The 15,059-nt window shown below is 50.9% G+C and carries 14 protein-coding genes; 3 read left to right on the plus strand and 11 right to left on the minus strand.

Translation table 11 applies throughout. The features are described from left to right. Nucleotides 1-8: 8 nt before the first annotated feature. From efeO (AB8Q18_09995) to efeU, 3 genes are read right to left on the minus strand one after another with little or no spacing between them, the layout of a single operon-like run. Nucleotides 9-1,148 (minus strand): iron uptake system protein EfeO, encoded by a 1,140-nt coding sequence (gene efeO, locus AB8Q18_09995; GenBank protein ID XDZ50527.1) that lies wholly within the window; start codon nt 1,146-1,148, stop codon nt 9-11. Between the two features lie 50 nt (nt 1,149-1,198). Beyond that, nucleotides 1,199-2,098, minus strand: a complete 900-nt coding sequence (gene efeO, locus AB8Q18_10000; GenBank protein XDZ50528.1) for an iron uptake system protein EfeO — start codon at nt 2,096-2,098, stop codon at nt 1,199-1,201. A gap of 18 nt (nt 2,099-2,116) precedes the next feature. Further along, nucleotides 2,117-2,941 (minus strand): iron uptake transporter permease EfeU, encoded by an 825-nt coding sequence (efeU, locus tag AB8Q18_10005; GenBank protein XDZ50529.1) that lies wholly within the window; start codon nt 2,939-2,941, stop codon nt 2,117-2,119. A 46-nt stretch (nt 2,942-2,987) separates the two neighbouring features. Between efeU and AB8Q18_10010 the strand changes: the two genes are divergently transcribed. After that, entirely contained in the window at nt 2,988-3,227 is a 240-nt protein-coding gene (locus tag AB8Q18_10010; GenBank protein ID XDZ50530.1) for a hypothetical protein, read from the plus strand. On the opposite strand, the gene ghrA is transcribed toward AB8Q18_10010, so the two are convergent. From ghrA to metJ, 7 genes are all read right to left on the minus strand, one after another. After that, a complete protein-coding gene (gene ghrA, locus AB8Q18_10015; GenBank protein XDZ50531.1) occupies nt 3,221-4,162 on the minus strand; it encodes a glyoxylate/hydroxypyruvate reductase GhrA in 942 nt (313 codons plus the stop codon). The genes AB8Q18_10010 and ghrA overlap by 7 nt on opposite strands. Before the next feature lie 106 nt (nt 4,163-4,268). Next, the gene (locus AB8Q18_10020) at nt 4,269-5,705 is read right to left on the minus strand and encodes a basic amino acid/polyamine antiporter (GenBank protein ID XDZ50532.1); all 1,437 of its coding nucleotides are present in this window, start codon (nt 5,703-5,705) and stop codon (nt 4,269-4,271) included. 125 nt (nt 5,706-5,830) lie between these two features. Further along, nucleotides 5,831-6,598 (minus strand): dimethylargininase, encoded by a 768-nt coding sequence (gene ddaH / locus AB8Q18_10025; GenBank protein XDZ50533.1) that lies wholly within the window; start codon nt 6,596-6,598, stop codon nt 5,831-5,833. Between the two features lie 276 nt (nt 6,599-6,874). After that, nucleotides 6,875-7,888, minus strand: a complete 1,014-nt coding sequence (nadA, locus tag AB8Q18_10030) for a quinolinate synthase NadA (protein ID XDZ52917.1) — start codon at nt 7,886-7,888, stop codon at nt 6,875-6,877. Nucleotides 7,889-8,733: 845 nt separating this feature from the next. Beyond that, entirely contained in the window at nt 8,734-9,606 is an 873-nt protein-coding gene (locus AB8Q18_10035; protein ID XDZ50534.1) for a mechanosensitive ion channel domain-containing protein, read from the minus strand. 69 nt (nt 9,607-9,675) lie between these two features. Continuing rightward, complete coding sequence (locus AB8Q18_10040; GenBank protein ID XDZ50535.1) at nt 9,676-11,280, minus strand: peptide chain release factor 3; 1,605 nt, start codon at nt 11,278-11,280, stop codon at nt 9,676-9,678. Nucleotides 11,281-11,478: 198 nt separating this feature from the next. Continuing rightward, entirely contained in the window at nt 11,479-11,718 is a 240-nt protein-coding gene (metJ, locus tag AB8Q18_10045; protein XDZ50536.1) for a met regulon transcriptional regulator MetJ, read from the minus strand. 172 nt (nt 11,719-11,890) lie between these two features. On the opposite strand from metJ, the gene metB reads away from it, so the two are divergent. Next, entirely contained in the window at nt 11,891-13,081 is a 1,191-nt protein-coding gene (gene metB / locus AB8Q18_10050; GenBank protein ID XDZ50537.1) for a cystathionine gamma-synthase, read from the plus strand. Between the two features lie 81 nt (nt 13,082-13,162). Further along, entirely contained in the window at nt 13,163-13,747 is a 585-nt protein-coding gene (locus AB8Q18_10055) for an RBBP9/YdeN family alpha/beta hydrolase (GenBank protein ID XDZ50538.1), read from the plus strand. Here AB8Q18_10055 and AB8Q18_10060 read toward each other — a convergent pair. Continuing rightward, nucleotides 13,739-15,055 carry an MFS transporter gene (locus tag AB8Q18_10060; GenBank protein XDZ50539.1) on the minus strand — a complete coding sequence of 439 codons (1,317 nt, stop codon included), beginning with the start codon at nt 15,053-15,055 and terminating at the stop codon, nt 13,739-13,741. The two genes, AB8Q18_10055 and AB8Q18_10060, sit on opposite strands and share 9 nt — an antisense overlap. Nucleotides 15,056-15,059: the final 4 nt, after the last annotated feature.

Raw genomic sequence — 15,059 nt, forward strand, 5'->3', positions numbered from 1 at the left:
TGCGTCCTTTAATTCAAACCCAAGGCTTCTGGCAATTCGGCCAGACGGGCTTCTTGTGCTGCCAACTGCTGTTTCAAAGTGGCCTGATCAGCGGCGCTCAAAGGCGTCTGATCGGCATAAGGCTGCAATAGCGCCAACAGCGCTTCATAAGCAGTTTTAATCTCTTTTGCCATCTCAGGATGCGCCTTAGTCAACATCGGCGCCACCAGACGATAAATGCGGTATGAACCCGCCACATTGGCCTTAACCCCGGCCACATCGGTTTTGGCATAGCGGTTTTTTTGGCCTTGTAATTTACCCTGCTCAGCTTCACGCAACAGCGCCGCTGCAAACTGGATCATTTGATCGGCAGGCACGGACAAGGCCGCCACTTCTTTTTGTAAGGCCTCAATATCGCTCACCAGCTGAGCCGCCACAGGGGCTAGGCCAGCGGTGCTCTTTTCACCAAATAGGCCTTTTTCAAGCTTGTGTAAGCCCTTAAATTTAGGGTCGGCGGCCTGGTCAGCAAACACCGACTCATCGGCCGCAATCGCCATATCTAAAGTAGAAAACTGTTTTAAAACCGGTTCAATGGTTTCGTAGTGCGCTAAAGTGGGCACATACAGGGCTTGAGCAGCCTTCACGTCATTGGCTTGAATCGCATCCACCATGGCGCGCGCGCCCTGTAATAACGCCCCTACTTCGGTACTCACGTACACTTTATATTCTGCTACCGCTCCGACTAGCTCTACCGGCGTTGGCTTGCGGGTGCTGTCTGCGCCCGCAGCGGCTTCCACAATCAGCTTACCGCGAGGGTTAGATAAGAGGCCACAGGCCATCTCATAGGTATCTGGGTCTAAGGTCGTGGTCATTTTCTGGGTAAATCCTGGCGGAATATTCTCGCGCTCGTCAATGATGCGCACGCCTTTTAAGATTTCCCACTCTACGGCACGATTGCTTTGGTTATTGATTAAAAAACGGGTTTTACCTGACTTAATGGTCAACTCCATCGGGTCACATTCATGCTCTAAGATGGTGATTTTGACTTCTTGAATGTCTTCCTTGGCAGCGCCCTTCTCTTTACCTTCGCCGCCACAGGCAGCCAAAGCCAATACAGGCGCCAACAGCGCGCCACGCCACCAAACCGATTCAAACAACGCAGTACTCATGTTCATTCCTATCAGAAATCAAAATCACATCTTAAAATAACAACTAAATCTTAGTTATCCAAACCTAAAGCGCCGCGTAAAGTCGCCAACTCTTCGGCCAAGGCCGCGATTTGTGACTTCATCAATGCTTTATCTTGCTCGGTGACGGCTTCGTAAGATTGGAAACCTTGGCCATCTGTGGTGCGGTATTTATTCAACGTCGCCTCAGCATCGGTGAAGCCAGCTTCAAGCTTGGTCAATAAAGCAGGGTCGGCTTTTTGGATCAGCGGCTTCAACAAGGCCACAATTTTCATAGAACCTTCTAGGTTACCGCTGAAGTCCCATAGGTCAGTACGGCTGTAGCGATCTTCTTCACCGGTGATTTTGGTCATGGCGATCTCTTCCATCAGATCAGCAGCGCCCTGAACCATTTTCACCACTGGAATTTGCTCTTCCTGTAGACGGCTTTGTAATTCCAATACGTTTTTCATCAAGCCCTCAGCATACACCTGAGCACCATCGGTGGTATTGCCTTCAAACAAGATTTTTTCTAAACGGTGAAAGCCTACGAATTCTGGGTCTTCAGCACCTTTTTTGAAGTCATCTTCACGCGCATCAATGATCGGATCTAAGTCACCAAACATTTCAGCAGCCGGTTCAATGCGCTCGTAATGCAAACGAGCAGGCGCATACAGTGCCTGAGCTTCTTCTAGATTACCGGCCTTGATGGCGTCGGTGAAGGCTTTGGTTTTGATCACGAACTCATCGACTTCGGCCAAAACATACAGCTTGTATTGGCTCACCGGCTCAACAAAATCTTCGGCGCTGGGTACCGATTTTTCAGCGGTGGTGGCTTCGGCCGTGGTGACTTTTGCTTCTTCTGTTTTTTCGCTTTGACCGCAGGCAGACAAGGCAAACACGCTGGCAATGGCGCCAGCCAAAACGGCTTTACGTACGGATAACTTCAACATAGCTAAAACTCCTGTTTATTAAATAGCCTGCTTCTTGGCTGGCCAAAAGAAAAAGATTAAAGCGGGGATTAAATAGGCAAAATACACCACCAACTCACCCACGGTTGGGTGATCGTTATAGCCAAATAAGCCCATTAACACTGACCCCAACACCGTATGCGTCGACATAAAGGTATCGGAGGCATCGAACACGATGGTTTGTAAGCCATTCCACAATCCAGCCTCGTGAAAAGACTTCAAAGCGCCGGCTAATAGGCCAGCGGCCACAAACAGAATCAATAGGCCGGTGTATTTGAAAAAACGGCGTAAATCCAAATGCACGCTGCCTTTATAAATGGCCACGCCCAATAAGATGGCCACCACCACGCCTAAAATCGCCCCGGATAGGGCCAACAGGTGGCTGCCATCTTGTTCAAAGAAGCTGAATAAAAAGAAGAGCGACTCCAAGCCCTCACGCGCGAGGGCAAAAAAAGCCATGCCGACCATCATCAGACCTTGGCCCTTGCTTTGATTAAGGGCACTGTCGATGCTGCTGGCCAGTGAATCTTTCAAAGAACGCGATGCTTTACGCATCCAGAAAATCATATAGGTCAAAACCGCCACCGCAATCAATGCTACCGAGCCTTCAAACAACTCTTGGCTACGCTGCGGCATTTCACCGACGGTTACAAACAAAATAACGCCAGCCACCACGCACAGGCCCACCGCAGCGGTAACGCCTAACCAAACGTATTTCATCCAGTGCTGGTTGCCGGTACGGTTTAAATAGCTGGCAATGATGCTGATGATGAGTGAGGCTTCTAAACCTTCACGCAGCATAATTAAAAATGTGGCTAAAAACATGATGCCTACTCGCATACAGAAAGTTCAATAGTAATGATTATCATTAATGGCCGCAATCAATTTTAAAGAGTTTTTTGTGATTACTCAAATAATCAACGGGTTGACTTTTCAAAATAGTTCCACCAAACAGCAATCAAATAAACCAAGTAAAAACAAGCAACTAAAAACCCTCTACTATAAATTATCTGTTACAAATACCGGCCATGCTGACCACAAATACAAACAGGCCGCGGCAAAGCCACGGCCTGTGTCACTACGTCATTGTGGTCATGAAACCGCTCAATAACCTCGGTTTAGATCCACCAAGCCAGTAGGCTTCTGCCCAGCCTCTAGCGCCAAAATATTGGCGGCGATGGCGTCCATAGCCGGTGCTTGCAAGGTGATCGCAGCCGTATGTGGCGTGATGCTCACGCGCGGGTGGGCCCAAAAAGCGTGGTTAGGTATCAAAGGTTCTTGCCCAAAAACGTCTAAAGCAGCTCCAGAGATCTGGCCTGAATCCAGAGCCGCCAATAAGTCTGTCTCAACCACATGGGCCCCTCGGGCCAGATTCACCACATAAGCTTCTGGATTCAGCTGCGCCAGCAGCCTGGCATTGATCACCCCCACCGTTGCCGGCGTATTGGGTAACAGATTGATCAACATCTGCGTACCGTGCAAAAACGCGCCTAAGGCCTCCTCCCCTGCAAAGCTGGTCACGCCGGTTAAGTCCTTGGCTGAACGGCTCCAGCAGCGTACCGGAAACCCTTGCGCCACCAGCGCTTTGGCTACGGCCGCGCCTAAAACACCGGCCCCCATGACCCCGATCACAAAATCGGCATGGGCCCGTGCTGGCAACGGCTGCCACACGCCTGCCTGCTGCAAACGCTGATAATCATCTAAGCGCCGAAAGTAACGCAGCGCCGTCGCTAAAGCGTATTCCTGCATTTGCTGGGCCATGCCGTTGTCTTCCAAACGCATGATGGGTACCCCTGTCGGCAAGCTGCCGGGGCGCCCTGCTTCTTGCGACAAAAGGGCATCTACGCCCGCGCCCAACACCATAATGCCTTTTAAGTCGGTACGATTGGCCAGCATTTCGTAGGGCGGTGCCCACACCATGGCATAATCCGCAGGACCTTGATCGCCAGGTTGCCATACCCTTAAGTTCGCTTCAGGCAACCGTGCCTTCATGCCGCTCAGCCAAGATTCGGCCTCATTGCCCTGTTGGTAAAAAATAATGTTCATACGGCCCTTCTGATTGAGAGTGTGTGCTCAACCCTATCATAAAAATGCGGCCTCAACGACGTTTACCGTCGCCTAGGCCGCATGCAAAAGAGCTTGCTGTAATAGACTAAAAGGTTAATTTATCAATGGCCACCCAATAAATCGCCAGCGCGCCTAAACACACAATGCTGATTGCTGCGAGCTTAGCCGGCCAAGTGGGAAACGGGGCAACTTTCTTCTCATGGCAGGCCTTAAGAAAAAACAGCAGCCCTGGCGCATAGAGAATCATGCTTAACAACACAAATTGAAGGCCTCCGGCATAAATCAGCCAGGTACTGTACACCGTCGACACCGCAGCGAAGAGCAAAGCCATCACCTTATTGCCCTGCCCTTTAAAGGCCTCTTTCAAGGCAAATGCTGAACACAGCCAATAAGGAATCAAACACATAGAAGACGCCAGCTGAATGATTTTATTGTAGCCAGAAGCATTGTAAAAATTATAAATCAGCAACAGCGTGATCAGGCCATTGGTCAACCACATCGCCGGTGCTGGCGTTTGGGCTCGATTCACGCGTCCAAAAATAGCCGGTGCCGTATGCTGTGGCCCTCGACCACTCAGATAGAGCATCTCTGAAGCCAATAGCGTCCAGGCCAACAGCGCCCCTGCCACTGAAATCACCAGCCCCATATTGATCAATGCGGCGCCCCAAGGCCCTAAAGCGGCCGACATCACCATGGCCATAGATGGATTACGCATTTGCGCCAGCTCATGCTGAGGCACAATGCCCAATGACAGAATGGACACACAGGCCATCAAAATCACGGTGATGAAAAAACCATACAGCGTCGCCCGGCTGACCACGCTTGGATTTTCGGCCCGTGTAGCGTAAACAGTGGCGCTTTCAATGCCCAAGAACACCCACACCGTAAACAGCATGGTCGATTTCACCTGCGCCATCACGCCCCCCAAAGCCGGCGTACCCCAAAAATCAGCGGTAAACACATCGACTTTAAAGGCCAAAGCCACGCACACGATAAACAGCACAATCGGCACCACTTTCGCAATGGTGATGACGGTGTTCACCAAGGCGGCGCTGCGCACGCCTTTAAGGACAAAAAAATGCACCAACCACAGCACCACCACTTGGCCAATAAACGCCGGAGTCGTCGTGCCATCGCCAAAAAATTGAAACAGGGTGAATGAGCCTAGGGCGCTAAACAACACCACTAAATAACCCGCATTCCCCACCCAAACCGACATCCAATACCCCCAAGCAGCATTAAACCCGAGGTAGTCACCAAAACCATGACGAGCATAACCGTATACCCCATCATCAATGTCTTGACGATGGGTCGACAGCCACTCAAAAATCTTGGCCAACGACAGCATGCCAAAAAATGTAATGACCCAGGCGATGATGATGGCGCCTGCGCCCGCGCCCTCGGCCATGTTTTGCGGTAAGCTGAAAATACCGCTGCCGATGATGCCGCCCACCACTAAAGCGGTTAACGCCACCACCCCTAATTTTTTACCACTGCCACCATCCTTATTTGCCTGTTCCATAACCACACCCCTCGCCCGTATGCTCACCCGATTCACAGCCAACGTGAGGCACAGTGAAGCCCGTTGGCGCTTTAAGCGCCAACGGCCACTGCTACCATACGGTTAGTTAATGATAAGCGGGACGCTTAAAAGCGTAGAGACATACAGCTGACGCCACCGTCAATTTTTTGGTATTCCGAGGTATCCACTTCAATCACCTCATAGCCCAAGGCGGCAATTTTATTTCTGGCATTGGGAAATCCAGAAGGCATGATCACGCGACCATTCACCCAAATGCAGTTCGCCGCATACGATTCGGCCGGGTCAATTTCAATGATGTTGTACTGCTGAAATTCGGGCTTGGTGACAAACTCACCGCAGGCCACCAGATTATTGTTTTCCAAATAGGCCAAGCCGGTTTTTAGGTGCAGCACTTCTTCTAGCGTCACCACCGAGCCGGTCAAACCATATTTTGCCAAAATGGCAATCATTTGGCGTGCGCCCTCGGCATTGGTCCGAGCCGATTCACCAATGTAAAAATGGCTGCCCACCATCATGATGTCGCCCGCTTCAACGGTTCCTGGGGCTTCAATGTGCTCGACATGTTCATAGTAACGACGCACGGCATCTTCGATGATTTTGGTTTCGCCGCGGCGGCTTTCGGCGCCTGGACGCGTGATGATGGCGCAATGTGGGGTACACAAGACAGGGTCTTCCACAAACACCGAATCTGGAAATTCATTGGCAGGGGGTAAAATTAAAATATCCACTTCACATTGCTGTAGGGCTTCAATGTAACGATGATGTTGCTCTAGGGCTTTGCTGTAGACCGGCTGGCCTAAGCTAGAGGATGTCAGGCCATCAACCAAAGCTGGACAAGGGGTACGCGCGATAATGTGGTTAAATTTAGTCATAATAAGCCTCCGTAGCTTATGAGTCAGTTCAAATAAAAAAGCACAACCACGGCCTCAATTTCACCAAACAATCACCACAAATGACACAATGTTTCAAATAAACACCATTATTGGTTTTAAAGTTCACAACCTCAATCTAGTCGCTTCCCCTCAACGGCACTTTGCGATAAATCAAAAAAGCCTTTTCAGCCTCAATGCTTTACCTAATCACACATAAAAACACGCTTTCTTACATACCAAATGATTATAAATATAACAAAAACAATTAATTAACCTCTAGGCTTGAAAGGCCAGCATGCGCTTAATCGGCAATCGTGCTCTGGCCATTAAGGCCTCATCCAGCTCAATCTCATGCTCTGGCATTGCCGTGAGCGCGGCGCTTAGCGGCGCCAAGTCATTCATCGCCATCCAGGGGCAAAAGGCACAGCTTTTACAGCTCGCCCCATGGCCAGCTGTCGGCGCCGCTAAAAAATGTTTGTGCGGCTGTTGCTGCCGCATTTGATGCAAGATGCCTTGATCCGTGGCCACAATAAACGTTGACGCCGACAAGGTGCTGACCGCTTTTAACAAGGCACTGGTCGAGCCCACTACATCGGCCTCAGCCACTACGGCCGCAGGCGATTCTGGATGCACCAATACCTTGGCTTCTGGCCACTGCCGCTTTAAGGCAGCCAGCTCCAAGCCTTGAAACTCATCATGCACCACGCACGCGCCCGACCACAGCACCATGTCAGCGCCGGTTTGGGCCTGAATGTAGGCGCCCAAATGGCGATCGGGGCCCCAAATGATTTTATGCCCCGCCTGTTTGAGCGACGACACCACCGCCAACGCAATCGACGACGTCACCACCCAATCCGCGCGTGCCTTCACTTCGGCACTGGTATTGGCGTAGACCACCACGATGCGCTCAGGGTGGGCATCACAAAATGCGGCAAATTCAGGCGCTGGGCAGCCTAGGTCCAGTGAACACGTCGCCGCCAAATCAGGCATGATCACGCGTTTGGCAGGACTCAATATTTTGGCGGTTTCCCCCATAAAACGCACCCCTGCGACCACTAAGGTCGAGGCGGGATGAGTCTGACCAAATCGAGCCATCTCTAAGGAATCGCCCACACAGCCACCGTTGGCCAAGGCCAAGTCTTGCAGCACAGGCGCCACATAGTAGTGCGCCACCAACACGGCATTTTTCGCCCGTAGTTGCTGCTCTATATCGGTTATGGCCGCCTGCTGCGCCTCTTGGCTTAAGGCCGCGGGGGTATTTGCCCATGCTCGGGCGAGGTGGCCATCCATCCATGCAGCGGGCCTTGTGTTCAATTCAGTAGTCATGTGGCGCTCCTTTTATTAATGCTCTATTTGAGCATTAAATACAAAACAATACAAGCACGCACTGATCGCGGCACTAAATGGCCTATTTTAAATAATATCAATCGAATCGCCCGTTTTTTAAGCAGGTTCATTTATACAATTAAAAACAATAGCTTAATCACAACACCCACAGCTTATCCACACAACCACCCCCGACTTTTGTGCAAAACCCGCCGTAAAGCCTTTCTTTTATAGGTCTTGATTATTTCATTAAATTGCCTATTTTTTAATCAATTGAATTTATACCCATTAAATCAATGAGATAATACATACGCCCACAGCTTATCCACACACTCGTTCACGCTTCCTGTGCGTAACCGCCCAAAGCCCTAATATAAAAGCGTACACAGCCATTTATGATGACCTTCACACATCCTGCCTATTTTTTAATCAAACCTATTTTTTAGTTTAAAAACAAGGGAAAACTCCACTCACCCACAACTTATCCACACAGCCACCCACGGTTTCTGTGTAAAACCCCTGTACACATACCAGCCTTCTACTCAGCCCATCACCCCACCACTTTCACCTGCAAGCCCCACTAAGCATCAACCCCATAGGGCTGAGCGCCCATCATCACCCTATCTGTCCTTAATAATTGGTCATTGCCTATTTTTTAATCAAACTACTTTTATGATTTAAAATCAATACCCAAGCACACTCATGCACAACTTACCCACACAACCACCCCCGCTTTCTGTGTGTAAAGCCTAACCCACCCTCTAGACGTCAAAAAAGAGGCCGAAGCCTCTTTAAAATGACCGTTTTGCTTATTGCTTCACCACAATATCCGGCTCATCCGCTGGCTGACCGTATGAAGTAAACAAAAAGGTTTGCATGATGCTTTGCTGAATGTGCTGGCGTTCACGCACCGGGATCACCATGCGCACAATGAATTTATAATGCTTGTCGTCTACCGCCACAATGGTGATGCGCGGCGCGGCCGAAGGCGCTTGATACATCCGCTCCGTCTCCAAAGCATTCACGTAGGCCTTGGCCTGAGCCAGATAAGGCATACACAGCTCTTCAGCGCTGTCTTGCAGCACTTTACTGGCCTTGATGGGGTCAAGACTATAAGGTGCGGGAATCATGAAGGTGTGAATGGTAAACTCACCCATGTGGTTTTCTCGAAACACCGGCGTACTCAACAGCAGGCTATTGGGGATGCTGGTGGTTCGCCCCGTGGTCTGATTAGTCAAATGGCCAGGGCCCACCTCCATCAACACGGTACTGAACACATTCATGTCCACCACACGGCCACGATATTGGCCAATCTCAATATAGTCACCGGCGCGATACAGCTTACCGGTGGCCCGCACTAGGCCGCCCGACACGCACATGATCAATTCCTTGGTGGCCAACACCGTCGCCGCCGCCACCGCCATCATCGACAAGGCAAAGCTTTGGAGCTCGCTGGCCCAAATGATCAGCATGCTGACCAACACGCCTAAGATCACTGCATTACGGCTGCCGATATACCACCGCTGCTTACTCTCAATACGCATGCCAGGATTGCGCTTAAACACCGTGCGCAATAAAGCAAAGCGCCCCACCACCAAAATAAACACCAACACCGCCGAGCGCACCACATCGGCAAACAAAGGTGATTCACTGCTTAAAAACTGACTAAACCATTCGTTCATACTGTATCCATCAAAAAAGGGCAGCCTAACGCAATGCAGGCTGCCCAGTGAATGTGTTCGCCCTATGGCTTAATCGTTTAAATTAACCGAATGCTCGCGGGTTTCGTGGAACACAATGTCTGGCCAACGCTCTTGCGTCAACTGTAGATTGACTCGGTTAGGGGCCAAATAGGCCAAGGTATTACCGGCATCGATGCTGAGGTTAAGCTCATTGGCTTTCTCAAACTCTGCCAGTTTTTTGGCATTGGCGCAAGACACCCAACGCGCCGACCAAATCGAGGCGGTTTCAAACATCGCGTCCACGCCATATTCAGCCGCCAACCGTGAGGCCACCACTTCAAACTGCAGCACGCCCACAGCGCCCAAAATCAAGTCGCCGCCGTTATGGGGTTTAAATACCTGTACCGCACCTTCTTCACCCAGCTGCTGCAAGCCTTTTTGCAGCTGCTTCATTTTCAATGGGTTGCGGATGCGCACGCTGCGGAACAGCTCTGGCGCAAAAAACGGAATGCCGGTAAAGGCCAGCTGTTCGCCTTCGCTGAAACTGTCGCCAATTTGGATGTTGCCGTGGTTCGGGATGCCGATGATGTCGCCCGCGTACGCTTCTTCCACCAATTCACGATCATGGGACATGAAGGTCACCACGCTCGAGGCCGCAATGTCACGATTCAGACGCAGATGCTTCATTTTCATGCCGCGGCTAAACTTGCCAGAACACACGCGTAAAAATGCGATGCGGTCACGGTGTTTCGGGTCCATATTGGCCTGAATTTTAAACACAAAACCAGAAAACTTAGGCTCGCCAGGCTCCACAACCCGCACCGTCGCGTCTCGTGGCTTAGGCGCTGGCGCCCAGTCGATCAAGGAATCTAAAATTTCACGCACGCCAAAATTGTTAATCGCCGAGCCAAAGAATACCGGGGTTAACTCACCGGCCAAGAATTCTTCTAGATTAAACTCATTCGATGCCGCCTGAACCAATTCAATTTCAGCACGCAGCTGTTCCATTTCAATTGGGAACAATTCATCCAAACGAGGATTATTGATGCCTTCGATCACTTCAAAGTCGGCGGTTAGTTTTTCAGTACCAGCCTCGAACAAGCGCACCTGATCGTTCAGGATGTCGTACACACCCTTAAAGTTTTTACCCATGCCAATTGGCCAGGAAACGGGCGCACAGCGGATTTTCAACACGCTTTCCACTTCGTCCAAAAGCTCAAGCGAATCGCGTACTTCGCGGTCATACTTGTTCATAAAGGTAACGATGGGCGTACTGCGTAAGCGACACACGTTCAAAAGCTTAATCGTTTGCTCTTCCACGCCGTTACCGGCGTCGATCACCATCAAAGCACTGTCCACGGCGGTCAACACGCGATAGGTGTCTTCCGAGAAGTCTTTGTGGCCTGGGGTGTCCAAGAGGTTCACCGAGTGGTCGCGGTACTCAAACTGCATCACGCTGGAGGCCACGGAAATGCCGCGCTGCTTCTCGATGTCCATCCAATCGGAAGTGGCGAACTTACCTGATTTTTTACCTTTAACCGTACCGGCCATTTGGATGGCGCCTGAAAACAACAGCAGCTTTTCGGTCAGCGTGGTTTTACCCGCATCAGGGTGAGAAATAATCGCAAACGTCCGACGACGTTGGGCTTTTTTTAAGATTTCTGGGTTAGACATGTTTCACAATACTTTAGAGGAAAAGGTTGTTTCACAAACAACCCTTTAAGATTCAAATGCCGTCATTATACGCATGTTAAGGCTTGGCGAATACCGCCGCCGCTAATTTTTTTGGCCCCATACACGCCCAACGAGGCGTCAGACGCAAACACGCCCAGACGTGGGCTAAGCCACCATCTGGGCGCGTGCAGCTGAAGCTTATTTTTTCAGTTCATCATCCGTTGGCAACGGCTGGCCGGTAAAGGCATGTAAAAACGCTTCGCATAATAATTCACTATTGGTCGCATGTTTTAAGTTATTCACCTGACGGCGGGTGCGCTCATCGGTCAACACTTTCAAAACAGGCAATGGAATTGAGACGGTGATTTTTTTGGTTTGTTCGGTTTTCTTACCGTGTTCTGCATACGGGTCGATGTATTCGCCGTTCCATTGTTTCATTGTCTGCCCTTTTCATTGATTCATTAACTAATGCCTGATTTTAATCATTAATGGCCGTCCTATCAATCCATCCGTACAGAAATAAATCTATTTAGCCATCTATACATCTTGACGTCCATCAATTATCCGTTTATTGTTTCCTCATAGATGAACCATAAAAGGCCAAAAAATCATGAGCTTTCAGATTGCCACGCTGGCGATTCGCAGCGGTTTAAACGACGACGAGCAGTACGGTGCCGTGGTGCCGCCGCTGCATTTATCCAGCACGTACAACTTTAAAAACTTTAAAGAGCCGCGCGCCCATGATTATGCCCGCCGCGGCAACCCCAGCCGAGACCACGGCATTCATGCCTTAGCCCAACTCGAAGGCGGTGCAGGCGCCATTTTAACCAACAGTGGCACGTCTGCCCTGCTGCTGCTGTTAACCGTCTTCTTAACCCCTCAAGACCTTTTGGTCGCACCACACGACTGCTATGGCGGCAGCCATCGCCTGCTGACCAGCCTCAGCGCACAGGGCGCCTTTAAGGTGTGCTTCGTCAACCAAAGCAATGAGGCTGAATTACAACAGGCTTGGGCACAAAAGCCTAAGCTGGTGCTGATTGAAACCCCTAGCAACCCGCTGCTTAACGTGGTCGACATTCAGGCATTGTGCCAAGCGGCCCAAGCGGCGGGCGCCCTGACTGTGGTGGACAATACATTCTTAAGCCCCGTATTGCAGCGCCCCTTTGAGCTTGGGGCCGACTTAGTCTTGCATTCGTGTACCAAATATTTAAACGGCCATTCCGACGTGGTCGCCGGCGCCGTCGTCTGTCGCAGCACGGAACTGACCGAAACGCTCACCTGGTGGGCCAACAATTTGGGCGTCACCTGTAGCGCCTTTGACAGCTATTTACTGCTGCGCGGCCTGCGTACCTTGGTGCCCAGAATCACCCAGCAGCAGCACAACGCCGCAGCCATCGTGACCTTTTTAAACAGCCACCCCTTGGTCGCCAAAGTGTATTACCCTGGCCTTAAGAGCCATCCAGGCCACGCCCTTGCCAAACGCCAACAGCGCGGTTTTGGCGCCATGATCAGCGTTGAACTCAAGGGCAACGAAGCCCAGCTAGCCGAATTTTTAGCTCAACTCAAGCTCTTTACTCTGGCAGAGTCGCTAGGCGGCGTCGAAAGCTTAATCGCCCACCCCGCCAGCATGACCCACGCCGGCATGAGCCCTCAAGCGCAGCAGCAAGCGGGGATCAGCGCGCGTCTCTTACGGCTATCGGTCGGGCTAGAAGACGTAAACGATTTAGTGGCAGATTTGGCTCAGGCCCTCAATGCGGTAAAGTCACCACAAAACCCACAAAAAAACAGCACGGCCGCATAAAAAATAAACAAGAAAAGGTAAATATGGTAGATTAATCAACGTCATCAACAACACGGCAGGAACACGCCAAAAGGGCTGCCCATGAATACTGTTTACATCATCCATGGTTTTCAAGCCAGCCCGGCTAGCCACTGGTTTCCTTGGCTGAAGCTACAGCTGAATCGACGCCGCGTAAATGCCCATGTTCTCTCCATGCCCCATCCGAGCGACCCTAAACTCGAAGAATGGGTGGGCCATCTACAGGCACGCATCACCACCCCAACGGCCAATACCTATTTTGTCGCCCACAGCTTGGGCTGCATCATGTTGCTGTATTACCTAGCCACCACACCGCTGAGCCGCCCGTTTGGTGGCATGGTTCTGGTGTCTGGTTTTTACGAACCCCTCCCCCCCATCCCCACCCTTGCCCCCCATTTGGCCAGCAGCCTTGAAGACGCCCAAGCTCAGCCATTACAGTTTGAGCTGCTACGCCACAAGGTCAACCAATGCGTCTGCATTTCCTCCAGCAACGACACCATCGTGCCGAGCGAATACACTCTGCGTTTGGCCCAAAAGCTCAATGCCCCCCATCATCTGATCGACAATGGCGGGCATTTTTTAGATCGCGAGGGCTTTACCAAACTGCCCATTGTGGATCAAATCCTACGGGATATGATGTTAACTTGAACGTTTGTCGGCTTTGATTTTAATAAACCCAAACACCAGTACCACCGCAATCAACTCCAGCGCGGCCACAAAATACAGCCCTGCCGACAAACTATTTGACTGCTCTTTCAAAAAGCCAATCATATACGGTGCCACAAAACCGGCCAGGTTACCCACCGAGTTAATCAAAGCAATCGACCCAGCTGCCGCCGCGCCGGTAAAGAACAACGACGGAATAGACCAAAACACCGGGAAAGCGGCCAAAATACCGACAGACGCAATGGTCAAACCGATGAGCGCCATCACTGCATTATGAGCAAAAAAGCCTGTCATCACCAAGCCAATACTGGCCAACAGCGTCGCCGCACACACGTGTAGCTTACGCTCGCCGGTTTTATCCGAATGCGCACCAATCCACACCATCGCAATGGTGCCAAACAAGAACGGCACTGCCGAAATCAAACCAATGGTTAAGGTGTTGTCGATGCCCAAAGCCTTAATGATGCTGGGCGACCAAAACGCAATGGTGGCGTTACCGCTGACAATACAAAAGTAAATCGCAGCACACAGCCACACCACTTTATTCCTAATCACGGCACGGAAGCTAGAGTGCTTGCCCACGCCTTGATTGTCGGCGGCCACGTCGGCGTTTACCAAGCGTTTTTCTTCAGCGTTTAACCACTTGGTGCTGTCTGGGCGATCGGGTAGGTATTTCAATACGAACAGGCCAGCAATCACCGAAGGAATCCCCTCGATTAAGAACAGCCACTGCCAGTTAGCCAAACTGCCCACGCCCACCATTTTATTCATCACCAAGCCGGCCAAAGGCCCCCCTACCACGCCCGCAATCGCGAACGACGTCATGAATAAGCCATTGATCTTGGCGCGTCGAGCCGATGGAAACCAATAGGTGATGTAGAGCACCACGCCTGGGAAGAAGCCTGCTTCAAAAGCCCCCAATAAAAACCGCAGGATGTAAAACTGCGTCGGCGTGGTCACAAACATCATCGCTGCCGAGGTAATGCCCCATAAAATGGTGATCCGCGCCAGCGTTTTACGCGCACCGATTTTCTCTAAATACAAATTACTGGGCACTTCAAAAATGAAGTAACCGATAAAGAAAATACCCGCACCCAGGCCATAAATGGCCTCACTGAAACCCAGGTCGGACAGCATGGTGATTTTGGCGAAGCCCACGTTGACCCGATTCAGCCAGGCCAAGAGGAATAAAAAGATTAAAAAGGGCACCAGGCGATTGGTGATTTTTTTATACGCCCGTTCCTTAATCAGCAGCTCATCGGCGCTGATGCTTGTGTTCACGTGACTCATAAGG

The sequence above is a fragment of the Neisseriaceae bacterium CLB008 genome (genome assembly GCA_041228285.1).
Lineage (GTDB): Bacteria > Pseudomonadota > Gammaproteobacteria > Burkholderiales > Neisseriaceae > JAGNPU01.